General features: G+C 57.4%; 21 protein-coding genes. 9 read left to right on the top strand and 12 right to left on the bottom strand.

Annotation, left to right across the window (positions count from 1 at the left end; genetic code table 11):
- Positions 1 to 77: 77 nt before the first annotated feature.
- The gene (locus AC0JZ1_RS15960) at positions 78 to 1,094 is read left to right on the top strand and encodes a class I SAM-dependent methyltransferase (RefSeq protein ID WP_471883306.1); all 1,017 of its coding nucleotides are present in this window, start codon (positions 78 to 80) and stop codon (positions 1,092 to 1,094) included.
- Positions 1,095 to 1,139: 45 nt separating this feature from the next.
- Here the strand turns inward: AC0JZ1_RS15960 and AC0JZ1_RS15955 are convergent, their stop codons facing one another.
- On the bottom strand, positions 1,140 to 1,673 hold the full coding sequence (locus AC0JZ1_RS15955) for a nuclear transport factor 2 family protein (protein WP_471883305.1): 534 nt from the start codon (positions 1,671 to 1,673) through the stop codon (positions 1,140 to 1,142).
- 148 nt (positions 1,674 to 1,821) lie between these two features.
- On the opposite strand from AC0JZ1_RS15955, the gene AC0JZ1_RS15950 reads away from it, so the two are divergent.
- Positions 1,822 to 3,024, top strand: a complete 1,203-nt coding sequence (locus tag AC0JZ1_RS15950) for an acyl-CoA dehydrogenase family protein (protein WP_471883304.1) — start codon at positions 1,822 to 1,824, stop codon at positions 3,022 to 3,024.
- A gap of 76 nt (positions 3,025 to 3,100) precedes the next feature.
- Here the strand turns inward: AC0JZ1_RS15950 and fabI are convergent, their stop codons facing one another.
- The 3 genes from fabI to fabA are packed head-to-tail and all read right to left on the bottom strand — an operon-like array spanning position 3,101 to position 5,694.
- A complete protein-coding gene (gene fabI, locus AC0JZ1_RS15945; protein ID WP_471883303.1) occupies positions 3,101 to 3,907 on the bottom strand; it encodes an enoyl-ACP reductase FabI in 807 nt (268 codons plus the stop codon).
- 4 nt (positions 3,908 to 3,911) lie between these two features.
- On the bottom strand, positions 3,912 to 5,135 hold the full coding sequence (fabB, locus tag AC0JZ1_RS15940; RefSeq protein ID WP_471883302.1) for a beta-ketoacyl-ACP synthase I: 1,224 nt from the start codon (positions 5,133 to 5,135) through the stop codon (positions 3,912 to 3,914).
- 43 nt (positions 5,136 to 5,178) lie between these two features.
- Entirely contained in the window at positions 5,179 to 5,694 is a 516-nt protein-coding gene (fabA, locus tag AC0JZ1_RS15935; protein WP_471883301.1) for a 3-hydroxyacyl-[acyl-carrier-protein] dehydratase FabA, read from the bottom strand.
- Positions 5,695 to 5,988: 294 nt separating this feature from the next.
- Between fabA and irrA the strand changes: the two genes are divergently transcribed.
- The gene (gene irrA, locus AC0JZ1_RS15930; RefSeq protein WP_471883300.1) at positions 5,989 to 6,408 is read left to right on the top strand and encodes an iron response transcriptional regulator IrrA; all 420 of its coding nucleotides are present in this window, start codon (positions 5,989 to 5,991) and stop codon (positions 6,406 to 6,408) included.
- 4 nt (positions 6,409 to 6,412) lie between these two features.
- Here the strand turns inward: irrA and AC0JZ1_RS15925 are convergent, their stop codons facing one another.
- On the bottom strand, positions 6,413 to 7,057 hold the full coding sequence (locus AC0JZ1_RS15925) for a trimeric intracellular cation channel family protein (RefSeq protein ID WP_471883299.1): 645 nt from the start codon (positions 7,055 to 7,057) through the stop codon (positions 6,413 to 6,415).
- Positions 7,058 to 7,180: 123 nt separating this feature from the next.
- On the opposite strand from AC0JZ1_RS15925, the gene AC0JZ1_RS15920 reads away from it, so the two are divergent.
- Positions 7,181 to 7,651 (top strand): hypothetical protein, encoded by a 471-nt coding sequence (locus AC0JZ1_RS15920; protein ID WP_471883298.1) that lies wholly within the window; start codon positions 7,181 to 7,183, stop codon positions 7,649 to 7,651.
- Between the two features lie 10 nt (positions 7,652 to 7,661).
- Here AC0JZ1_RS15920 and AC0JZ1_RS15915 read toward each other — a convergent pair whose 3' ends face one another.
- The 6 genes from AC0JZ1_RS15915 to AC0JZ1_RS15890 all read right to left on the bottom strand — a co-directional run bounded on the left by AC0JZ1_RS15915 (position 7,662) and on the right by AC0JZ1_RS15890 (position 12,680).
- A complete protein-coding gene (locus tag AC0JZ1_RS15915) occupies positions 7,662 to 8,432 on the bottom strand; it encodes a YdcF family protein (protein ID WP_471883297.1) in 771 nt (256 codons plus the stop codon).
- 4 nt (positions 8,433 to 8,436) lie between these two features.
- Positions 8,437 to 9,147 carry a YoaK family protein gene (locus AC0JZ1_RS15910; protein WP_471883296.1) on the bottom strand — a complete coding sequence of 237 codons (711 nt, stop codon included), beginning with the start codon at positions 9,145 to 9,147 and terminating at the stop codon, positions 8,437 to 8,439.
- 11 nt (positions 9,148 to 9,158) lie between these two features.
- Positions 9,159 to 9,986, bottom strand: coding sequence for an alpha/beta hydrolase (locus AC0JZ1_RS15905; RefSeq protein ID WP_471883295.1), 828 nt, complete (start codon positions 9,984 to 9,986; stop codon positions 9,159 to 9,161).
- A gap of 73 nt (positions 9,987 to 10,059) precedes the next feature.
- Complete coding sequence (kynA, locus tag AC0JZ1_RS15900; RefSeq protein WP_471883481.1) at positions 10,060 to 10,857, bottom strand: tryptophan 2,3-dioxygenase; 798 nt, start codon at positions 10,855 to 10,857, stop codon at positions 10,060 to 10,062.
- Positions 10,858 to 10,895: 38 nt separating this feature from the next.
- Positions 10,896 to 12,101, bottom strand: coding sequence for a kynureninase (kynU, locus tag AC0JZ1_RS15895; protein WP_471883294.1), 1,206 nt, complete (start codon positions 12,099 to 12,101; stop codon positions 10,896 to 10,898).
- 9 nt (positions 12,102 to 12,110) lie between these two features.
- Positions 12,111 to 12,680: a DNA-3-methyladenine glycosylase gene (locus AC0JZ1_RS15890; protein WP_471883293.1), complete on the bottom strand. Its 570-nt coding sequence runs from the start codon at positions 12,678 to 12,680 to the stop codon at positions 12,111 to 12,113.
- A gap of 401 nt (positions 12,681 to 13,081) precedes the next feature.
- On the opposite strand from AC0JZ1_RS15890, the gene AC0JZ1_RS15885 reads away from it, so the two are divergent.
- The 3 genes from AC0JZ1_RS15885 (at position 13,082) to AC0JZ1_RS15875 (ending at position 16,475) form a co-directional block, all read left to right on the top strand.
- The gene (locus tag AC0JZ1_RS15885; protein WP_471883292.1) at positions 13,082 to 13,705 is read left to right on the top strand and encodes a ribonuclease D; all 624 of its coding nucleotides are present in this window, start codon (positions 13,082 to 13,084) and stop codon (positions 13,703 to 13,705) included.
- A 186-nt stretch (positions 13,706 to 13,891) separates the two neighbouring features.
- On the top strand, positions 13,892 to 15,586 hold the full coding sequence (locus AC0JZ1_RS15880; RefSeq protein WP_471883291.1) for a hypothetical protein: 1,695 nt from the start codon (positions 13,892 to 13,894) through the stop codon (positions 15,584 to 15,586).
- 616 nt (positions 15,587 to 16,202) lie between these two features.
- The gene (locus tag AC0JZ1_RS15875; protein ID WP_471883290.1) at positions 16,203 to 16,475 is read left to right on the top strand and encodes a hypothetical protein; all 273 of its coding nucleotides are present in this window, start codon (positions 16,203 to 16,205) and stop codon (positions 16,473 to 16,475) included.
- Between the two features lie 193 nt (positions 16,476 to 16,668).
- Here AC0JZ1_RS15875 and AC0JZ1_RS15870 read toward each other — a convergent pair whose 3' ends face one another.
- The gene (locus AC0JZ1_RS15870; RefSeq protein ID WP_471883289.1) at positions 16,669 to 16,881 is read right to left on the bottom strand and encodes a hypothetical protein; all 213 of its coding nucleotides are present in this window, start codon (positions 16,879 to 16,881) and stop codon (positions 16,669 to 16,671) included.
- 458 nt (positions 16,882 to 17,339) lie between these two features.
- Between AC0JZ1_RS15870 and AC0JZ1_RS15865 the strand changes: the two genes are divergently transcribed.
- Both AC0JZ1_RS15865 and dnaK read left to right on the top strand, forming a co-directional pair.
- Complete coding sequence (locus tag AC0JZ1_RS15865; protein ID WP_471883288.1) at positions 17,340 to 19,940, top strand: transglycosylase domain-containing protein; 2,601 nt, start codon at positions 17,340 to 17,342, stop codon at positions 19,938 to 19,940.
- A 257-nt stretch (positions 19,941 to 20,197) separates the two neighbouring features.
- The gene (gene dnaK / locus AC0JZ1_RS15860) at positions 20,198 to 22,099 is read left to right on the top strand and encodes a molecular chaperone DnaK (RefSeq protein WP_471883287.1); all 1,902 of its coding nucleotides are present in this window, start codon (positions 20,198 to 20,200) and stop codon (positions 22,097 to 22,099) included.
- The last annotated feature ends 21 nt before the right edge of the window (positions 22,100 to 22,120 follow it).

The following is a 22,120-nucleotide window of genomic DNA, read 5'->3' as shown; positions in this document are numbered from 1 at the left end:
GTTTCTTGTTGAGACCATTCTTGGGGCGCGGGATCGTTTCCGCGCCCCTTTTGCTATCCAATACCTCGGAACCCATCATGATCCGCGACGCCGTTAAAACACTTTTTCATCCCTTCGCCATCGGTACGCTGGACGCGCCGGGCGAGGGCAGCCGTATCCTTTTTCTGGCTGCGGAAACTGGTCCGCGCCTGCCGGAAGGCTTCGGTGCTGAGATCCTGAACGTCCAGCCTCTGCGCCCCCTCTTTCGTCCTTTGAGCCTTGCAGGAGCCAATGTTGTTCCCGAAGTTGAAGGCGAGGATTACGACGGAGCCCTCATCCTGTGCGGCAAGCACAAGGGCGATAACGAGAACAATCTCGCCGAAGCGCTGGCCCGCGTGCGCGAGGGCGGCACAATTGTTCTCGCTGGCTCAAAGGAAGATGGCATCCAGCCGCTTCGCAAGCAGCTAGCCAATCTCGGCTTCAATATCGAGCATATGCCGAAATATCATGGCGTGGTGGCCTGGTTCACACGCCCTGCCGATGTGTCTTCTGCGCTTGCCAAGTTCGCCAAGCAGCCGCAAATGATCGAAGGGCAGTTCGAAGCTGTCCCAGGCACCTTCTCGCATGATCGGATCGATCTCGGATCAGAACTGCTGGCAAGCCGCTTGCCGCGGGATTTCGATGGCAATGCCGCTGATCTGGGTGCCGGCTGGGGTTATCTCTCCGTCATGCTCAAGCAGGCTTCGCCGCGCACCAACCGCATTGATCTTTTCGAAGCGGATCATCGTGCGCTGGAGTTTGCCAAGAAGAACCTCGCGCGCAACTGCCCGGATTTGCAGGCCCGCTTCTTCTGGCAGGATCTGGCGGCAGAACCGATCAAGGAAAAATACGATCTCGTCATCATGAACCCGCCGTTCCATGAAGGTCATGTGGCAGATCCGGCTCTCGGCCAGGCCTTCATCAAGGCGGCATCGTCTGCGCTGCGTATTGGTGGCCAGCTATTGATGGTGGCCAATCGCGGCCTCCCTTACGAGCCGGTGCTGGCTGCGGAATTCAAGGAAAGCGGCGAGGTGTGCCGCAACGCGCGCTTCAAAATTCTCCAGGCGCGCAAATAGGGAGCCACTTCCCACATGAGGTTGCTGGCTTTCGCGACAGCAGCCTCATGCGCGGGACATCTCATCGACCGCTGCCAGACGATAAACCATATCGTCTGGCCAGATTTGGCCAATGGGTTGCCGCAACCCGAAGTGCTCGACCTCACTTTTATCAAGAGAAGCTTGCTCTTCCAGCCAGTCATACACCACCAAACGTCTTGCGATTCGCCACTCTTCCGAACGCTTCTCGAACCTGTCCAAATACCGGCCCATAATAAAAAGCTGCTGAGATTTGCCTCCCAGCTCGCAAACTTGATAGGCGGTAAAATAACTCTCGACACTTGCACTGGTGCCCTGGAATTCAAACAGAATATTATTGATCTGGTGGATACTTCGCTTGAACGTTTGGAGACTTGCCATCGCCCATTCGATAAAGCCTTCCGCATTTCCCTTGTAGGGACCATGGTTATCATAGGCATCCGGCCAATAGCAGCTCCGTAGGGCCTGTTCATCTGCACGGTCGATTCCCCGACAATAAAGATAAAGGCAATCTCGAATTTTTTTGCGATCTATGATTTGGTCGAGAGAAACATTGAACATTATATTATTCTGTAATTTTTTTGAATTTCAATATTAACACATAGAATAGAACATAAATTCTAGCGTGATCAGGAGATTCGATAATATAAACCCTTTACGATTGACAGGCATTAATAGGATATATTTCAGTACTGATTACGGAATCATAATGTCAGGCAAATCCGTGTCTCATGACGATTTTATTCCAGATGAAGCAGACCTGCTGGAAAAAGCGCGCACGCTTGCGGCGTATTTTGCGCTTGATGCTGCTGAGCGCGATAAAGCGGGAGGTGCGCCTCTTGATCAGATTGCGCGGCTCAAGCAGAGCGGCCTTTTGAAGGCACTAATACCGCAAGACTACGGGGGCTACGGTGCCAGTTGGTCCACGATCCTCAAGATTGTCCGCCTCTTCGCAAAGGTGGATGGCTCGTTGGCCCATCTTTACGGTTATCACTTCCTGGTCATGAACGGTTCTCGTATGGCGGGTGCCGAGGATTTGACGGAACGTGTGCAGCGCGCGACAGCAAGGAACGACCTGTTTTGGGGTAATTCCATCAGTTCACTCTCCCCGACGCTCACGGGCAAACTGGTGGGCAATGAACATCATCTCAATGGTTTTCGCCCATTCTCCAGCGGATCGCATGTTGCGGATATGTTGTTGGTCGGATGGAATGATGAGGAGAGCAATCAGCTGGTTCACGCTGCAATTCCTGTCGATCGCGCTGGCCTGAATATTCGTGGTGATTGGGATGGGTTCGGGCAGACCCAAACAGGCAGCGGCACCGTGTATTTCCACAATGTTATCGTGCGCTCCGAGGAAGTGATCGATCTGAACAAGACTAAGGGCGAACCCATTTCCACCCTGCTTCCCCAGATTAGCCAAAGCATTTTGTCGAGCGTCTTCATTGGAACTGCAATAGGCGCACTGGAGGCTGCGCGAGATTACACGATGAGTAAAAGCCGGGCCTGGATTAATTCTGGCGTCACTGCTCATCATGAAGACCCATGGGTGCAGCGTGTTTATGGGGAATTATGGTCGCGAGCAGAAGCGGCATTATTGCTGGTTGAAAAGGCTGATCTGGCATTGAACGCCATCTGGGAGGCTGGACGACGGCTGACGGCTGAAGATCGGGCAGAACATGCGCGCATCATCGCATCGGCCAATATCGTTTCTGGTGAAGTTGGCCTGAAAGTCACCTCAGATATATTTGAAGTCATGGGCGCGCGCTCAGCCACGCGCAGCAACGGCTTTGACCGCTTCTGGCGTAATGTCCGGCTTCATACCTTGCATAATCCGGCAGAATATAAAGCACGCAATATCGGTCTTTGGTTCCTGACCGGCAAATTTCCTGATCCGAAACTCTACGTGTGACGCATGTCCCGGTGCAAAGAAGCCCTGGATCGGATGAACCAGGGCTTCTTTCAAATCAGTCGTTCTTTAATGCTAGTCACTCGGCATCTGCGTTGCGCAAACGGTCGATGCTTGGCAGTGAGGTGATGTTATAGCCAGCGTCCACGTAATGAATTTCGCCGGTCACACCGCGCGAAAGGTCGGACAGCAGGTAAAGTGCTGAACCGCCGATATCCTCAATTGTCGCCGTGCGGCGTAACGGTGAGTTCTTCTGGTTCCACGAATAGATGGCGCGTGCATCGGAAATGCCGGCACCTGCCAGCGTGCGCACCGGACCAGCCGAGATGGCATTGACGCGAATGCCCTTCGGACCGTAATCGGCAGCCAGATAGCGAACGGACGATTCAAGCGCGGCCTTGGCAACGCCCATGACGTTGTAATTCGGTATCACGCGAACGGAGCCACCATAGGTGAGCGTCAGCATGGAGCCATCCTCGCCCATCAGTTCGGCGGCACGCTTGGCAATTTCCGTGAAGGAGAAACAGGAAATCACCATGGTGCGGCTGAAGTTCTCACGCGTGGTATTGGCGTAGAGACCCTTCAACTCGTTCTTGTCGGAGAAGCCGATGGCGTGGACCACGAAATCCAGCTTGCCCCAGCGCTCCTTGATGGCACTGAAGGTGCTATCGACCGAGGCCAGATCCTCCACATCGCAGGGCAGAACGAAGTCGGAGTTTACCTCTGCGGCCAGTGGTTTGACGCGACGTCCCAGCGCCTCACCCTGAAAGGTGAACGCCAGTTCCGCACCCTGTGCGTGAAGCGCCTTCGCAATTCCCCAGGCTATCGAGTGGTTGTTGGCGACCCCCATGATGAGGCCGCGCTTACCCTGCATAATTCCGCTCATCGACTTATCCGTTATAGCGCTGGAAGACGAGCGTGGCATTGGTGCCGCCAAACCCGAAGGAGTTCGAAAGGGCAATGTCCATCTTCGCATTGTCGATGCGCTTGCGCACCACCGGCATATCGGCAAATTCAGGATCGATTTCCTGAATATGCGCGCTTTCGCCAATGAAGCCCGATTGCATCATGAGCAAGGAATAGATGGATTCCTGAACGCCAGCGGCACCCAGTGAGTGACCTGTAAGAGACTTTGTCGACTGAATGTGGGGTATCTTGTCTCCAAAGACTTCGCGGATCGCGCCCATTTCCTTGGCGTCGCCTACCGGCGTGGATGTGCCGTGGGTGTTGATGTAATCCACTTCGCCCTGAACATTGGCAAGCGCCTGACGCATGCAGCGTATGGCACCTTCGCCCGATGGGGCAACCATGTCATAGCCGTCGGAGGTTGCACCGTAGCCCACCACTTCCGCGTAAATCTTCGCGCCGCGAGCCTTTGCGTGCTCCAGTTCTTCCAGAACCAGAACGCCAGCGCCGCCAGCAATCACGAAGCCGTCGCGGTTTGCATCATAGGCGCGGGAAGCGGATGCAGGGTTGTCGTTATACTTGGTGGACATTGCACCCATGGCGTCGAAGAGGTCGGACATGGTCCAGTCCAGATCTTCATGGCCACCGGCAAACATCACATCCTGCTTGCCCCATTGGATCATCTCAACGGCATTGCCGATGCAATGCGAAGAGGTGGCGCAGGCAGAAGAGATCGAATAGTTCACGCCATGGATCTTGAACCATGTCGCAAGCGTTGCGGAGGCCGTGGAAGACATGGCCTTTGGAACGGCAAATGGACCGATGCGCTTGGGGCTGTTGTTCTGGCGAACAATATCAGCGGCTTCCACGATCTGGCGCGTGGACGGACCGCCGGAGCCCATGATGATGCCCACACGCTCATTCTGCGCATAATCGGCTTCTTCCAGGCCGGAATCGGCAATCGCCTGCTTCATCGCCACATGGTTCCACGCGCCACCAAGCGAAAGAAAGCGCATTGCGCGGCGATCGACATGCTCCGTCGGGTCAAGCGTGGGCTTGCCCCAGACCTGGCACTTGAAGCCGTGCTCGGCAAAATCGCTGGAGAAGGTGATACCGGATTTTGCATCGCGCAGAGAGGCGGTGACTTCGTCGGCATTATTCCCGATTGAAGATACTACACCGAGACCGGTGACAACTACCCGTCGCATCTGATCTACCTTTACTTGTTTTCGTGATCTGCCTGAAACGATTTCAGGCAGTCTTGTCCTTTGAAAGGCCGACGCGCAAATCGGTGGCCTGATAGATTGTTTCGCCGTCTGCTTTCAGCCAGCCATCGGCTGTACCCAGCACCAGGCGGCCGCGCATGACGCGCTTGAAGTCAATGCCGTATTCCAGAAGCTTGGTGTGAGGGCGGATCATGCCCTTGAACTTTACTTCACCTGTGGAAAGCGCCATTCCACGACCTTCTTCACCCAGCCAGCCGAGGAAGAAACCCGTCAGCTGCCACATACCATCGAGGCCGAGGCAGCCCGGCATGATGGGGTTGCCTTCGAAATGGCACGGAAAATACCAGTCATCCGGCTTCACGTCGTATTCCGCGCGGATATAGCCCTTGTCGAAAGCGCCACCGGTTTCGGAAATATCTGTAATACGGTGCACCATCAGCATGGGCGGCAGCGGCAGCTGCGCATTACCCGGGCCAAAAAGCTCGCCATGTGCGCACTTCAGAATCTCTTCGTAACTAAAACTGGATTGTCTGGTGGTCATGAGGTCTGTCCGTTCCCCCTCGTCTTCGGTTCTGCGTTCTTAAAGCAAGACCGGCGCAAATTGAAGCGTGTGGCGCCTATTGCCGTAGCGCCAAGCATTTAAACGCAAGTGTTTGTGGTCGGCATATAGGAATGGAACCCTTCAAACCAGAGGGTTTGCCTGCATTTTTTCGCGTATCCACCCGTAGAAGCAGCCAAACGGCTCGTGCCAGCGGTGTTGGGCGCTATTGAAAGTGTTGCCAGCAAAAGTTATATCAAAACTTGACTGGATTGGTCTTGATGGAGCAGGGCAAAAATGGCTGACGCCATTACGGATGTGGAAACCAGACTTCGGACTTGCGGCTTGCGTCCCACGCGGCAGCGCATTGCGCTGGCGGATCTCCTGTTTGCCAAGGGCGATCGGCACCTGACTGTGGAAGAGTTGCACGAGGAAGCCACCTCTGCAGGCGTTCCAGTGTCTCTCGCGACTGTCTACAACACGCTGCACCAGTTCACGGAAGCGGGGCTGATTCGCGTTCTCGCCGTCGAAAGCCAGAAAACCTATTTTGATACCAATGTTTCGGATCACCATCACTTTTTCGTGGAGGGACGAAACGAGGTGCTGGATATTCCCATCAGCAATATCCAGATCGGCAATCTGCCTGACGCACCCGAAGGCATGGAAATTGCGCATGTGGACGTAATTATCCGTCTGCGTGAAAAAGTGTCCTCCTGATCGCTTATTTCTTTTTCTTCAGGGCCTCTTCGGGCGGACGGCCGGGCCGAGGCCTGTAACGCGGCAGGGTCCAGCCATAATGCAGTGCGCCACCGCGAAGTGCGAACGCAATGGCAATCCCGGCAGCAGAGCTTAAGCCCACCGGCAACTGCAAGAGCTCGACGGCGGTAAATGCGCTAGCGCCTGCCAAGGCCGCAGTTACATAAATTTCCGGCCTCAAAAGAATGGATGGTTCATTGGCAATGAGATCGCGCAGAATGCCGCCAAAGGTGGCTGTCATTGTGCCGGTTACGATGGCAATGGTGGGAGAGCCGGTGATCGCCAATCCTTTTGCGGCCCCCATGACCGTATAGGCAGAGAGGCCAATCGCATCGAGCCAGATCAACAGGCGGTAACGCCATTCCACCTGGTGCGCGGTGAAGAAGGCGAAGATGCCGACGATGACGCAGATCAGAAGATAAGTGGGGTTCGCCACCCAGAAAACCGGTGCGCCCAGCACCAGATCGCGCAAGGTGCCGCCGCCGACGCCCGTGGCCGCTGAGAAGAACAGGAAGCCGATCAGGTCAAGCTCCTTGCGTGATGCTGCCAATCCGCCCGTTGCGGCAAACAGCGCCACCCCTGCATAGTCCAGCATGATCAGCAGTGACATCCGTTCATTCTCCCCGCGCAAGCGTCACGCAAGTACCATTCCATTATAAAGTTTGCGCTACGCTTGCCGCGCTCCTGGCCGGACTTTGTATTCTTTCGACATCCATCGTGGAAGATGAACGTGATGAAATGCCTGCTTATCGTGGTTCAATTGCTGGCAGCCTGCCTCATGCCCTTTGCGGCCCATGCGCAGCAGCAGCTTATCAGCGATCCTGAAATCTACGAAAAGGATCATTTCCGCAAGGAATGCCCCGGCGCTATCTTCGATGACAGCTTCATCACGCGGCTGGATATCAACAATGACGGCATTATCGATGCGATCGCCAACCACGGCGCAATCAATTGCAACGGCCAGAAGGGTATTGGCTGCAACGAAGAAGGTTGCCCCTATAATTTCTACCTTCAGGTGAAGGAAGGCGGGTACTTCATGATCGCCACCGCCCAGATTTATGGCTATGATTTCATCAAGCGCTTCGGCAATATGGTCTTCGTTTTCCAGATGCACCCGCGCTATTGCGACCGCACGGAAAAGCCCGATTGTGAAATGACAGTCCGTGTGCGTGGCGCCAAGATGGTCACCATCTCCAAGAAGTAAGGCGTCAGGTTCAGATTCGGCCCGTCAGACGATAGCCGATCAACCCCAGCCATTCCCGCACTGCCGTCGATGTGTTTTGCGCATTCAGCGATGGCTGTGTGAAATCTAGCCAAAGCTTCACCTTGCCGCTCGTACGGTAATCCACCGGATAGGGTTGAACCTCCATTCCCGCCTTGGTGAAAAGTGCCGTGGCGCGTGGCATGTGGAAGGCGGAGGTTATCAGAAGGCAATTCGTCAATCCCGCCTCTTGCAGCAGTGTGCGGGTGTTGAGCGTGTTCTCCCAGGTATTGCGCGAGGTATTTTCCTTGATGATGCGGTCACTGCCAATGCCGAGCGCATTGAAGAAGTGCTCGGTGGCTTGCGCTTCGCCTTCGTAGCGACCGCTGAAGGAACCATCCCCGCCTGAGACCAGAAGTTTCGCCTGAGGATATTGCCTCGCCAGGAGAAGCGCTTGCGTATATCGGTCGGCAGCCGCGTTCCACTCAATCCCGCCACGCCCGCTCATGACCTCGTTTTCAATGGCGCCGCCTAGAATGATCATGCAGCTGACGGTCTCTGGAAGGGCGGCGGGCCGGGCGATCTCATCTTCCAGATGCTGAAGCAGCACGTTTCCCGTCGTGGTGTAAAGCGTGGCAAACAGCACGAGAGCGGCGAGAAACATTGAGGTCAGCCCCGTCCGGCGGAACCGCAAGAGCGTCAGCAGAAAGCCGATGGCACTCAGCAGAAATGCGAGGGAAAGCGGCTGCACCAGCAGCCAAAAGATCTTCGACAGATAAAACATGAACTCACTTGCGGAAATGGCTGGCTGTGTGGCGGTGCTTGTAGCGGTGATGCAGCGTTCTGCGAATGAGCAGTGAACAGAAAGCGATGGCGAGCGCCAGAAGGGCTGCGATGAACAATGCTTGATCGGGCAGGGCAGAGCCCAGAATGGCGCCGATCAAAGCACCCAGCAACATGCCGGTCCAAGGCACGATCTGTATCCACCAGTCGAGCTTGCGGTCTCCCGTCAGAAACCGCCCAATGCCGCGACCGAGCCGGGAGAGCGCGCCGGTCACATAGGTGAGGCCAATCGGTAGCCCTTCCACATGCTCAACGGCAGCATTCACAACCCCCATGGCCAGCACCACCAGCAGAAAGCGTAAGCGGCCAAGCTCTGGATCGGTGACCATGGAGGCAAGTGCCAACAGAATTGATACGGCAGACAGTACGCCGAAAATCCGCCGCTGCACCCAATGCGCAATCACGATCCCCATTGCATTACCGAGAACGAAGACGAAAACGGCCAGCAGCAGCACAAGGCCATGGGACCAGTCGCCATCGCTCATCGAAATTGCAGCGCGTGTGGTGTTGCCGGTCATGAAGGACACGAAATCGCCGGAGAGGCGCAGGCCAATGGCATCCGTCATCCCCGCCAGGAACGAAATCGCGGCGACGAAGGCGACCCCCACACCCGCCCTCTGTGTCTGGATCAGCCGCCTGCGCCTTGCCCATGTCATGGATGGTTCCCTTAGGAGAGGAGCGTTTTCACCAGCAGATGGTCCGGGTCCATCAACCCATCAACGATGGAGAAGTGGTGCTTGTCCGGTTCCGCATAGGCGCCAGTCTCCGCACCAAGACCAAGCCACATGCTGGCCAGCAGGGCGTTCTGGCGAATGAATTCGGCCCGCTCATTGCCGCCGACCCAGCAAAAGAGCCGCTTGTTCGGCAGAGGGCGCATCAGCGCCGGGCTTTCTGCCGCCGCTTCCTGCGGGCTTAAGCCAAGCTTCTCGTTGATCGTGGTGCCGACCAGGGGCCGCAGATCATGGACGCCCGAGATGGAAACGACGGTGCGGATGCGCTCCTGTACCGCTTGTGGCAGCGGCGAACCTTCGGCAATCATGCGGCTGACAAGATGGCCTCCGGCAGAATGGCCGGTGAGATATAGCGGCCCATCGATTTCGCCGGCGGCATCGGAAATCGCCTGGGCGATTTCTCTCACGATGTCGCCAATCCTTGCCTCGGGGCATAGCGTGTAGCTTGGCATGGCCACGGCAAACCCACTCTCGACGCATCCATTCGCCAGATGCGACCAATAGCTTTTGTCGAGTGATTGCCAGTAGCCGCCATGCACATACACCACCAGACCTTTCGGGGTCGTGTCAGGCAGGAAGAGATCGAAGCGATTGCGGGGCTTTTCGCCATAGACCAGATCCAGCTGCGCCCGCCCAAGCGCCAGCATTGTGTCGCGATAGGCTTTCGCTGGCTCCACCCAGAGGGCGGGCCATTTCTCGCCCTGCGGAATGTTTGCGCCATTGGTGTAGGCGTCGGTCCAGTCCTCAATGCGATGAAACAGCATGACAGTTCCTTTTTTGAGTTTGTCAGGGAAAAGTGGGAACCGGTTTTCCCGAAAAGACAAACGGCAGCAAATTCTAGAGAACGGTGCGAACGCGCCACAGTTCGGGAAACAGCTCCACTTCCAGCATTTTCTTCAAATACTGCGTGCCGGAGGTGCCGCCGGTGCCGCGCTTGAAACCGATCACCCGTTCCACGGTGGTGACATGGTTGAAGCGCCAGCGCCGGAAGTAATCCTCGAAATCCACCAGCTTTTCCGCCAGCTCATAGAGGTCCCAGTATTGACCGGGGGAGGCATAGACCAAGCGCCAGGCTTCCAGCACGGCCTCACTTTCCTGCCGCTTGTCGCGCCAGTCAGTTTTGCTCGCCTCTCCCCCTACATCGAAACCCTTGCGGGCGAGAAGGCGGATCGCCTCGTCGTAGAGGCTCGGACGTGCCAGGATTTCTTCCAGGTGCTGCATCAGGTCCGGGCGGTGCTGGTGCGGCCCCAGCATGGCAAGGTTTCGGTTGCCCGCCAGAAATTCGATGGCGCGATACTGGTATGACTGGAAGCCGGAGGATTGTCCCAGAGCATCGCGAAAATCGGTGTATTCGCTGGGCGTCATGGTGCGCAGCACATCCCAGGCGCTGTTCAGCTGTTCGAAAATGCGCGCCACCCGCGTCAGCATCTTGAACGCAGGCTGCGGCTCATCGCGGCGGATCGCGTCGATCGCGGAAGTAATCTCGTGGATCGCAAGCTTCATCCAGAGCTCGGATGTCTGGTGCTGGATGATGAACAGCAGCTCGTCATGGGCAGAAGACAGCGGCTTTTGTGCCGAAAGGATCGGATCGAGCTGCAAATAATCCGTATAGGACATCCGCTCGCGAAACGACATTTCAGCGCCATCTTCGGCAGGGTTGTAAGTCTTGATGCTCACGTCACGACTGCCTTCTGCTTGAAGCGGGGCTCATCCCACAGCCGGTTTGCAATAATGTCTTCCAGCACGTCCACGGCCTTCACCACGTCCTCATCGTCGATGTAGAGCGGCGTGAAGCCGAAACGGATGGCATCGGGTGCGCGGAAGTCGCCAATGACGCCGCGGGAAATCAGCGCCTGCATGATGGCGTAGCCTTGCGCGTGACGGAAGGAAACCTGGCTGCCGCGCTTTGATCCATCGCGGGGAGAGGCGAGTGTCAGGCCGGGGCAGCGGGCTTCCACTTCGGCGATGAAGAGGTCGCAAAGCGCGATGGATTTTGCTCGCACCGCCGCCATGTCGACCCCCTCCCAGGCATCAAGTGCCGCATCGAGCGCGGAAAGCGCCAGAATTGGCGGCGTGCCGACCCGCATCCGCTCCACGCCGTCTCCGGGACGATAGCTGAGGTCGAAGGCGAAGGGGCGCTCATGGCCCATCCACCCGGAAAGAGCGGGCTTTGCCCTGTCCGCCCATTTCGGCGCGACATAAATGAAGGCCGGGGCGCCGGGGCCGCCATTCAGATATTTGTAGGTACAGCCAACAGCAAAATCGGCATCCGCACCGGCAAGATCAACCGGAATGGCACCCGCAGAATGGGCGAGATCCCAGACAGCCAGCGCACCAGCCGCATGGGCCTTGGCAGTCAGCGCCTTCATGTCGTGCAAGCGGCCAGTGCGATAATCCACCTCTGTCAGCATCGTGACGGCTACTGTCTCGTCAATGGCAGCATCCACCTCTTCCGGTGCAACCACCTTCAGCACATAGCCGTGATTGAGCGATTGAATGAGGCCTTCCGCGATATAGAGATCGGAGGGAAAATTGCCGCTGTCCGACAGGATCACTTTGCGTCCGTCATCGCGCTGAGCCACAAGGTCGATGGCTGAGGCCAGCGCCTGATAGACCTTGATGGATAGCGTATCGCCCATCACCACCGTACCGTCGGCAGCACCGATCAACCTGCCCACGCGGTCGCCCACCCGGCGTGGCATCTGCATCCAGCCGCCGTCGTTCCAGCCGCGAATCAGCATATCGCCCCATTGGTCCTTCATGGTCTCCATCACGCGCTTTTGGGCGTTGATGGGAAGGGGTCCCAGCGAATTGCCATCCAGATAAATGACGCCATCCGGCATATGAAACAGGCTACGTGTCTTCTTGAAATCCGTCATTGTAGAGCTCTAATTTCCGTCATCCAAAGGTTTAAACCTCTTGCTGATATGGCGCGAGCCCTGCAACCCAAAACGCCAAGGTAAATCAACAGCCTTTGTAATGCCGATCCGTGGCCCGGCCATAACCGCTGCCGGTTCTTGCGAAAGGCAAAGGCTAAATGGCGGCTGGTCGAGCGCCTGCCCATCCATGCTTCCATCCAGCCCAAGCGCTTGCGCCACGCGCCCAGGCCCGGCGCACAATAAATGCGGCTCCAGGCGGCCTCGTCTGGCGGCCATGGTCTCGATTCCTGCCACTGGCTCAAGTGCACGAATCAGCACGGCGCTGCCCGGCAGGCACACGAAGTTCACGCACCAATGGATGCCATAGGAGCGGTAGATATAGACATGGGCTGGCGGGCCAAACATGGCGCGATTGCGCGGGGTCATGCCCCTGAAGCTGTGGGAGGCGGCATCGTCCGGCTCGTAAGCTTCCGTCTCGGCAATCACGCCGCCCACGCCGTCGACGGTAAAGCTCGCGCCAATCAGGTCGCGTGCGACAAACACGGCGCTTCGGCTGAAGAAGGTCTGGAGATTGCTCAAGTTAGGCTCGATATCCAAGGCTGAATTTCAGCCAAGCTATGCCAACCAAAGATAAAATGACAATTTTTTCGGAAGACTTGACCCGTGACGCCGAGAGCGCGGAAGCCTGAAACGTAAAAAGCCTGCCGCGGGAGGAGGTGCGGCAGGCTTTTAAACTCGATCGGCAATTTGGGAGGAGGAGGAGATTGCCGATCCTCTCGAGCGACACTGGGAGGAGGAGTGCGTCGCTTCGATGATTTGTATATAGCCTGAGCTTTGGCTCAGAACAAGAAACCCTGCCGCATTGCAGCAATGCGTCCAGCGCACGGCTCCGTAACGGCGGCGCTTAATTAGGCGGCGTCAGCGTGTTCATCCTGTGTGTGATGCGATATAGGGTGGGCAAAGCGCAAGACGAGGAAAAAATGACAACTATTCGATATCATGAGGGCGATCTCTCCGAAGCCGATGCTGCCCGCTATACGGATGCCATCGCGATAGACACTGAAACCCTTGGTCTGGTGCCGCGCCGGGACCGTCTGTGCGTTGTGCAGCTTTCTCCCGGTGATGGCAGCGCGGACGTCATTCGCATCGCAAAGGGCCAGAAGCAGGCTCCGCGCCTCTGTGCCTTGCTGGAAAATCCCAGCCTGGAAAAGATCTTCCATTACGGTCGTTTTGACATAGCAGTTTTGTACCATACCTTCGGCATCACGACGCAGGGCGTCTTCTGCACCAAGATCGCGTCGCGTCTGGCCCGCACCTACACGGATCGCCATGGCTTGAAGGATAACCTCAAGGAAATGCTGGATGTCGACGTCTCCAAGGCGCAACAGCAATCCGATTGGGCGGCGGAAACCCTGTCTCAGGCACAGCTTGAATATGCAGCCTCAGACGTTCTTCACCTTCATGCGCTTCGCGCCAAGCTGACCGAGCGTTTGATCCGTGATGACCGTCTGGATATGGCGCAAGCCTGCTTTGCCTTCCTGCCGACACGGGCCAAGCTGGACCTTTTGGGCTGGGAAGAAACTGATATTTTCGCCCATAGCTGATCTGTTGGAGCCTCGCCGATTGTTGGCGAGGCTCTTTAAGAATTTATTAACCATACTTGCCTAGCCTGAATGACCAATCGGCACACTAGACGCCATGAGGCGCCGCAGGCGCGGCTTTTCGCCGTCATGTACTGCTTTCCTTCGGGCCGACCTGTTGGACTTGCCCTGACACTGTGAGGCATCCGCATGTTGCCGCCCCTTTCCTCTGCATCTCTTTCTGCTCCGGCCCCTGGTGGTGTGGCAGATGACACCACCCAGCTCGTTCCGCTTGGCGCGCAAGGTCAGGCATCACGCCCGCCTGTCGCGGATCAGGGTCCTTTATTGCCGGCGGGCCGTCCGGTGGAAAATCGCGTTGCCGTGCTGGAACTGTCCGGCCAATGGCCAGCGGGCAGGGGTGTTTCCGGTTTTGCAGAGGTCATAGGCTCCCTTTTGAAGGTCGAGCGCCGGGCCGATGAAAGCCTGAGCGATTACATGGCACGCCTCGTGACGGTAATCCGCACCCTTTCCCCAGCGGCGCAGAACAATTTGCAGCAGGCGCTCTCGCAGTGGATGAAGGGCCTCTCGATCGATCTTCTCCTGCGCGCTCTTGCCAACAGCAGCGGGCCTGAAGCCACCAAGCTGGCCTTGCTCCTTGAAACGGAAGAACAAAATGCCGAAAAAATGGCGGATCGCGTTGCAACCTCCTACCAGCCAGATCAGGCCGTAGACGGCGATGATGATGTGCGCAGCGCTTGGAGCCAGAAGCTTGGTCAAAGCCAGACCGCCTTTAGCGGCAAGCCAATGGTTCAGGCGGCACAGGCAGCCCTCGTCAAGATTGCCGAACAGCAGGCCACAGGCGTTTCCACAAAGCAGGCCTCAAGCGAAACCACCGTCAATTCTGAAACGGCATTGGATGGGGCGGAGGCGGACGTGCCGGATGCCGGACATCTCGATAGCAAGGCGACCGCATCTCCCCGAATGCCTGCCATTGATGCCGAAAGCCGCCGCGACCCTGTCATGAACGACGGCAAGAGCGCGGAGCCTGCGCCTTCAAGGCTTGCAGCTTCCAGCACCGGATCTTTGCCCCAGAAAGAAGCGGCAGCATCATCTGATCAATCGCTGCGGCTGTCAGTCGCGCCTGATCCTGTTCCAGAGCATCCAGCCATTGGCACGGAAACCTCCAGCGGTTCGGCTGGTTCTTCCAATCAGGTCAAAGCACCCGCTTTGGCCGCACGTGAGCTCGCAACGAACCCTGCAGGTCCAAGTCGACTGAACGGCGAGGCGGCTGCCGCAAAACCGGCTTCGGTCTTGCCGCAGCCAGCGGCGGAACTTCTTGTGCCTGGCTCCTTGCCAGTGCAAGCTGTGCCATCGCCGCAGACAGTGATTGAGGCACAGCAACTTCAACAAAAGCTCTCAAGCCTGTTGACGCAAGCAGAGCGGGAGCTTGAGCACGCGCCCCAGCCGGAAACATCCATTGCCACCACTTCGAACGCGGCAAAACCAGCCTCGATAGCCAATGAGCAGGAGCCCGCCTCTGTCGCTCCGCTTCCTGCACCGGCCTTTTCCGCCACAGCAACATCGCAGGCCCTGCTGGCAGATGAATCGATTTTCGCGGGCTTGGCACAGGCAATGCTGAACATGCGCGGTACGGTGAAAGATGGTGTCGCGCCAGCCTATGTTCCCTATCCGGCCAAGGGCGACGGAGGTGAATTGGAAGATGAACTGATTTCCGCCGTAGAAGGTGAGGATGAGGATCGTCACCGCAAGGGTGGTTCGGGCCAACACTGTGGCCAGCAGCGTGAGCATCCCAATGCGGCAAAGGAAGATGAAGCGAGCGATGGTCTCGATCATTCATCTGCCAGTGCGGCAGAAGAGTTTTATCAGCGCCAGCTGGAATGGTGAGGCATGGTGATACGCTCAAGGAAACCGCGCAAAACTGTGCAGCGGTTTTGCGATAATGACATGTATAAAAACAAGAAGTTGCAGCACGTCGCATGAAGATGATCCACAGTACACGACGCAAGCATGGCTTCGTGTATCGCGCGACCGGCGCTGAGAAGAGCGTGATGACATGCGCATCAACGGAAAAAATCCCTCACATCTTGTAGTGGATGCCACAACCGCAGTGACATAACGTGGTTGTGGGACCGGCTTGAACGGGTCTGTCCTGGGGCGTAGAAACCTCTTGTACGTTAGGCTGGCATCCGTGATACGAGATGCCCCCTCGGTCATTCTGAGTGGCTGAGTGCTTGTGATTGCCCTATAAGGCTCTCCTACCCACTATGGCTGGGGAGGCCCCGACGCATGTCCAAGGTGCTTGCACCTAAAGGTCGGGGCGGTCGTACGTACACGATTTTCTAACTCCCCGGCCGCCAGGGGCCTTACCCAAGCAACTGGCCTTTGGCGTGCCAAACCCGTTCTTGTTTCGTGTGTTGCGTCACGCGCTTTTGGGCTGGACTGGTTCTGCTTCCTTGCCCTCAGGTCATGACGCACTCGCAGACCGGGAGCCATGAGGGCCATGGATGACTACAATTTCTTAGCCGATCTGCTCGCCACCTTCCGTGCCTCACCGGATGTCATCAAGGCGCTTTGGCTCATCATTCCGCCGGGCTTCGTATTGTGCCTGTTGAAGCTGCTGTTGAGGTGGCGAGAGAAGAGAGGCGGGCTTCGGCTGCGTCGGGGCGGATACTTTCGCCAGTCATTGGCGGAGGATTTTGGCTCTCCCCGTCCGCAAGGCGCAAGACAGGATCTTCTCAGCCATGAGGACTTGAGCGGAATTGCCAGTGTCTAGCCAAGCCAGACCCTGCTTCCCCTGAACGAATGAAGTGGTGCTTTGGCAGCAGCCCCTCACTTAACGCTTCTGATGGTTTTATGACCCCAGCCACAATCATAATGAGGCTCAGAGCACAAACGAAATGCTTGCGGACTTGGCACATCGAGGGCGTTGCGTCGTGTACTGTGGTGGCTGATCGCCGCAACAGGCTTTATCGACCCTGCGCCATGGCTTCGGCAAGCGAGGCCAGAGCTTCCTTCTCGTCCATGCCCTTTTGTAGGGAATTCACCAAAATGAGGGCTAGCGCCTCGCCATCAGGCGTATCTTTGCCAATCTTGTATTCCGTGCAGGCCGCATCGAAAACCTGCTGCAACAAAGATAGCTGGTCTGGTCCCACGGGACGCCGTATCGGTTGTGAACGCACACATGCCTCCATCCATCCGGCAGCCTTCGAGACCCCCTGCCAGCTACATTCTGAAAGACCCCCGTCTCTGTCGGGGCAACGCTCCTGAACTGGAGAAGATGGCGTGCGCTCTTGTGCGCCACAGCTCCTCCCAAGGACCGTCCACCCGACACCAGAATGGCTAAATGTAGTTGATGGCAAAGACGTGGCAATTACTATTATTAATAGATGATTTAGCACACTCTAATAAATATATGAGTGTGTTCTGAAATGAACTTTATGCCCACGCATGGCCGGTTTTTCTCGTCTTCTTGATGTTTAACGCCCCCTTAAATCGCCGCATTTACGCTGCATGGGCGGAAAACGCTTGGTAACCATTGTGAAAAGCGCCAACTCCACGCATGGAGAAAAGTAAGCGGCGGCATCCGGCTGGATGTTGCCGATCGTGATATTCGAGCTGGGGAGCACGACCGGGGTACATGGCATCGGGAAAGAAATCGCGCGAACGCGTCGAGCCGTCTTTTGGGTCGGACGAAAAGGCGGCAGATGAAGTTCGGATTGACGCCGATGACCGTATCACGGGTCGCGCCGCGCCGCGGAAGGCGCGCGCCGAACGTGAGGATCCGCCCCGGCGCAAGCGTGCCGTAGAGCCCGATTATGACGATTATGATGACGAGGAAGAAGACGAACGCCCCGTTCGCAAGCAGCGCCGCTCGGCAAAACGGGCGGAACCTCGCAAAGAAAGGCTGGGCTTTTTCGGGGCGATCCGCAGGCTGATCTATTGGTGCATCGTCCTTGGCATATGGGCGGCCATCGGCATTGGCGGTCTTGTGGCCTATTATGCCGCGCAAATGCCGTCCGCCAGCACCTGGGCCATTCCGGACCGTCCGCCAAACGTCAAGATATCCGCCCTCGATGGCACACTGGTTGCCAATCGCGGCACCACGGGCGGTGAAGCCATTGCTCTGGAAGAAATGTCGCCCTTCCTGCCCCAAGCCGTCATCTCGATCGAAGACAGGCGCTTCTATTATCATTTCGGCGTCGATCCGCTGGGGCTTGCGCGCGCCTTCGTCAACAACTTGACGGGGCGCAGCATTCAGGGCGGCTCGACCATCACCCAGCAATTGGCGAAAAACCTGTTCCTCTCGCCAGATCGCACGTTTGAGCGAAAGATCCAGGAAGTTCTCCTGTCCTTCTGGCTGGAGCATAAATTCACCAAGGATCAGATCCTTGCCATGTATTTGAACCGTATGTTCTTCGGTTCGAACGCCTATGGCGTGGAGGCAGCCTCCCAGCGTTATTTCGGCAAGTCGGCGCGGGATGTGAACCTCGCGGAAGCCGCCACTCTGGCGGGCCTCCTCAAGGCACCCACACGTCTTTCCCCGGCGCGTGATCCCAAGGCTGCGGAAGAGCGGTCGCAGGTGGTTATGGGGGCCATGCGAGAGGCAGGGTATATCACTGCCGAAGAAATCAAGACGGCCATTTCCCAGCCGCCTGCCAAGGCAAAGCGCTATTGGAGCGGCGCCGAGCATTATGCCGCCGATATGGTGATGGATGAGGTCAAGTCGATCCTCGGCGAGGTCAAAACAGATATCAATGTTCAAACAACGCTGGATCTGCGCCTCGAGAAGGATGCCGAAAAGGCGCTGACTGCGGCGCTTGAGAAAGAGGGTCCGAAGTCCAACGCCACGCAGGCGGCGCTCGTTTCAGTCGATGCAACGGGTGCGATCCGGGCTGTCGTTGGCGGGCGTGATTATGCCGATAGCCAGTTTAACCGTGCGGCCAAGGCCAAACGCCAGCCGGGCTCGGCCTTCAAGCCTTTCGTTTATGCCGCAGCGCTCGAAGCGGGCTACCGGCCCGATACCGTGATGACAGACGGCCCGGTGAAAATCGGTAACTGGACACCGGAAAATTACGATCAGAAATATCGCGGCCAGGTGACGCTTTCCACAGCACTTGCCAATTCGCTCAACACCATTGCCGCCCAATTGGTCATGCAGGTCGGGCCGAAAAACGTGATTGCCATGGCGCATCGTCTCGGCATCGAGTCCGATTTGCAGGAGAATGCTTCCATCGCGCTTGGCACTTCGGAAGTGACGCTTGTCGAGCTTACCTCCTCCTATGCCGCTTTCATGAATGGGGGCATGAAGGCGACGCCGCATCTGGTCAGCCGAATCACTGATGCCAACGGCAAGGTCCTTTACGAGGCGGATTATTCCGGTCCTCCGCGTGTCTTGAGCGAACAGATCGTCGCCAACCTCAATGGCATGTTGAACCGTGTCATGACGGAAGGCACGGGTCGCGCAGCCCAACTGGCCAAATGGCAAGCGGCTGGCAAGTCCGGTACCACGCAGTCCTTCCGCGATGCGATTTTTGTCGGTTTCACCAGCACCATGACCACAGGCATCTGGTTCGGCAATGACGATGGCACGCCGATGAAGAAGGTCACCGGCGGCGGCCTGCCTGCCCGCACCTGGAAGAATTACATGACGGCAGCGCTGGAAGGCTACAAGCCGACACCGTTGTTTGGCGTGGGCATTCGCCCTGCGGCACCGGAAGCGCAAACCACCTTGGGAGATTTCCTCTCCGGCGTTCTGCCGGGTGGCGGCTCCTCCAACAACGAGGACTACCCGCCTGCACCGGATGCGCCGCCGGAAGGTGCCGCGCCGCAGAATCAGGCGGCCTATCCGCCAGCCAACAATCCGCAGCCTTACCCGCAAAATCCCGATCAGGCCTATCCGGAACAGGGCAATCCTCGGCAGGGCTATCCACAGCAGGATCAGCCCGTTTACCAGCAACGCAACCAGCCCGCCTATCCGCAAGGCCAGCAGCGGGCCGTGCAACCGCGCAACGATCCCTACACGATGCCACCCGGCGATATCCCGCAGCGCGGTTATCGCGATTACCGCGAATATCGCGGTCCGCAAGACGGTCGGGTTCCACCGGATGCGGTGCTTGAGGGCCGTGCCCCGCCCGATGCAGTGCTGGAAGGTCCGGTGCCACCGGGCGATGTGGGTGGCGGATCGCCCCGGCGCGCGCCGCGTGATACAACGCTTTTCGATATCATCATGGGGCAGTGAACTGCTGCCCCGTCAGCGTGATTCGGCATATGGCTTACTGTCTGCCGGGTACGGGCCATGGGTTTGCGCCATAAAACCCCAAATATCGCTCATTTTTTGGTGATGAGGTCACGTCTTCCCGCCTTGCAGTCGGAAAAACCGGTCCTTATATACGCCGCATGACAGCAGCCGATGCTGCGAAACCATCCCAGTCGAGGAACTGTCAGTGGAATGCCTTTGAAGGGGTTCCGACAGTTCGCTTAAAGGAGAGAGAAGAAATGGCAAAAGTAATTGGCATCGACCTTGGTACAACCAATTCCTGCGTCGCCGTCATGGACGGTAAGGACGCGAAGGTTATCGAAAACGCCGAAGGCGCGCGCACCACGCCGTCCATGGTCGCATTCAGCGATGATGGCGAGCGTCTGGTCGGCCAGCCGGCCAAGCGTCAGGCCGTCACGAACCCAACCAACACGCTGTTCGCCGTAAAGCGCCTCATTGGCCGCCGTTACGAAGATCCGACTGTTGAGAAGGACAAGGGCCTCGTTCCTTACGAAATTTCGCGCGGCGATAACGGCGATGCCTGGGTCACGGCCAATGGCAAGGGTTATTCGCCTTCGCAGATCTCGGCCATGATCCTTCAGAAGATGAAGGAAACGGCTGAAGCCTATCTCGGCGAAAAGGTCGAAAAGGCCGTCATCACCGTTCCGGCCTACTTCAACGACGCACAGCGCCAGGCCACCAAGGATGCTGGCCGCATTGCCGGTCTTGAAGTTCTGCGCATCATCAACGAGCCAACGGCAGCCGCGCTGGCCTACGGTCTGGACAAGAAGGATGGCAAGACCATCGCTGTCTACGACTTGGGCGGCGGCACCTTCGATATCTCGGTTCTGGAAATCGGCGATGGCGTCTTCGAAGTAAAGTCCACCAATGGCGATACCTTCCTCGGTGGTGAAGACTTCGACATGCGTCTGGTCGAGTATCTCGCAGCCGAGTTCAAGAAGGACAACGGCATCGACCTGAAGACCGACAAGCTGGCTCTGCAGCGCCTCAAGGAAGCTGCTGAAAAGGCAAAGATCGAGCTGTCTTCGTCGCAGCAGACGGAAATCAACCTGCCCTTCATCACGGCAGATGCGTCCGGTCCGAAGCACCTGACGCTGAAGCTGACCCGCGCCAAGTTCGAAAGCCTGGTGGATGACCTCGTGCAGCGCACGGTGGCACCTTGCAAGGCAGCGCTGAAGGATGCTGGCGTTTCCGCTTCTGAAATCGATGAAGTGGTTCTGGTCGGCGGCATGAGCCGCATGCCGAAGGTGCAGGAAGTCGTCAAGCAGCTGTTCGGCAAGGAGCCGCACAAGGGCGTCAACCCGGATGAAGTCGTGGCGCTCGGCGCGGCCATCCAGGCAGGCGTTCTGCAGGGCGACGTGAAGGACGTTCTCCTTCTCGACGTAACCCCGCTGTCGCTCGGCATCGAAACGCTCGGTGGCGTCTTCACACGCCTGATCGACCGTAACACGACGATCCCGACGAAGAAGAGCCAGACCTTCTCGACCGCTGAAGACAACCAGCAGGCCGTGACGATCCGCGTGTCCCAGGGCGAGCGTGAAATGGCAGCCGATAACAAGCTGCTCGGTCAGTTCGATCTGGTTGGCCTGCCACCATCACCACGCGGCGTTCCGCAGATCGAAGTCACCTTCGATATCGATGCGAACGGCATCGTGCAGGTATCCGCCAAGGATAAGGGCACGGGCAAGGAGCAGCAGATCCGCATCCAGGCGTCCGGTGGTCTGTCTGATGCAGACATCGAAAAGATGGTGAAGGATGCTGAGGCTCACGCCGAGGAAGACAAGAAGCGCCGTGCAGGTGTTGAAGCCAAGAACCAGGCTGAAAGCCTTGTTCACTCCACGGAAAAGTCGCTGCAGGAATATGGCGACAAGGTTTCCGAGGCAGACCGCAAGGCCATCGAAGACGGCATTGCAAACCTGAAGACGGCCATTGAAGCGTCCGAGCCGAACGCTGAAGACATTCAGGCCAAGACGCAAGTGCTCATGGAAGCATCCATGAAGCTTGGTCAGGCCATCTATGAAGCACAGCAGGCAGAAGGCGGTGCTGAAGGTGGTAAGGCTGAGGACGGCGTGGTCGATGCAGACTACGAAGAAATCAAGGACGACAAGAAGTCGGCTTGATCGTCACGTCAGTCTCTGAAT

The sequence above is a fragment of the Affinirhizobium capsici genome, assembly GCF_977018625.1.
The sequence above is the reverse complement of the archived record's forward strand: the minus strand, read 5'-3'. Positions and strand labels throughout refer to the sequence as shown.

Coding starts and splice junctions, on each gene's coding strand:
- AC0JZ1_RS15925 (WP_471883299.1), bottom strand. CDS start 7,057: ATGTCACTGCTGATCATGCTGGACTATGCAGGGGTGGCGCTGTTTGCC.
- AC0JZ1_RS15950 (WP_471883304.1), top strand. CDS start 1,822: ATGTCAGGCAAATCCGTGTCTCATGACGATTTTATTCCAGATGAAGCA.
- AC0JZ1_RS15880 (WP_471883291.1), top strand. CDS start 13,892: ATGTTGCCGCCCCTTTCCTCTGCATCTCTTTCTGCTCCGGCCCCTGGT.
- AC0JZ1_RS15915 (WP_471883297.1), bottom strand. CDS start 8,432: ATGTTTTATCTGTCGAAGATCTTTTGGCTGCTGGTGCAGCCGCTTTCC.
- fabI (WP_471883303.1), bottom strand. CDS start 3,907: ATGAGCGGAATTATGCAGGGTAAGCGCGGCCTCATCATGGGGGTCGCC.
- fabB (WP_471883302.1), bottom strand. CDS start 5,135: ATGCGACGGGTAGTTGTCACCGGTCTCGGTGTAGTATCTTCAATCGGG.
- fabA (WP_471883301.1), bottom strand. CDS start 5,694: ATGACCACCAGACAATCCAGTTTTAGTTACGAAGAGATTCTGAAGTGC.
- AC0JZ1_RS15905 (WP_471883295.1), bottom strand. CDS start 9,986: ATGCTGTTTCATCGCATTGAGGACTGGACCGACGCCTACACCAATGGC.
- AC0JZ1_RS15910 (WP_471883296.1), bottom strand. CDS start 9,147: ATGACATGGGCAAGGCGCAGGCGGCTGATCCAGACACAGAGGGCGGGT.
- kynU (WP_471883294.1), bottom strand. CDS start 12,101: ATGACGGATTTCAAGAAGACACGTAGCCTGTTTCATATGCCGGATGGC.
- AC0JZ1_RS15885 (WP_471883292.1), top strand. CDS start 13,082: ATGACAACTATTCGATATCATGAGGGCGATCTCTCCGAAGCCGATGCT.
- AC0JZ1_RS15955 (WP_471883305.1), bottom strand. CDS start 1,673: ATGTTCAATGTTTCTCTCGACCAAATCATAGATCGCAAAAAAATTCGA.
- AC0JZ1_RS15875 (WP_471883290.1), top strand. CDS start 16,203: ATGGATGACTACAATTTCTTAGCCGATCTGCTCGCCACCTTCCGTGCC.
- AC0JZ1_RS15920 (WP_471883298.1), top strand. CDS start 7,181: ATGAAATGCCTGCTTATCGTGGTTCAATTGCTGGCAGCCTGCCTCATG.
- AC0JZ1_RS15865 (WP_471883288.1), top strand. CDS start 17,340: ATGGCATCGGGAAAGAAATCGCGCGAACGCGTCGAGCCGTCTTTTGGG.
- AC0JZ1_RS15960 (WP_471883306.1), top strand. CDS start 78: ATGATCCGCGACGCCGTTAAAACACTTTTTCATCCCTTCGCCATCGGT.
- irrA (WP_471883300.1), top strand. CDS start 5,989: ATGGCTGACGCCATTACGGATGTGGAAACCAGACTTCGGACTTGCGGC.
- kynA (WP_471883481.1), bottom strand. CDS start 10,857: ATGTCGTTTCGCGAGCGGATGTCCTATACGGATTATTTGCAGCTCGAT.
- dnaK (WP_471883287.1), top strand. CDS start 20,198: ATGGCAAAAGTAATTGGCATCGACCTTGGTACAACCAATTCCTGCGTC.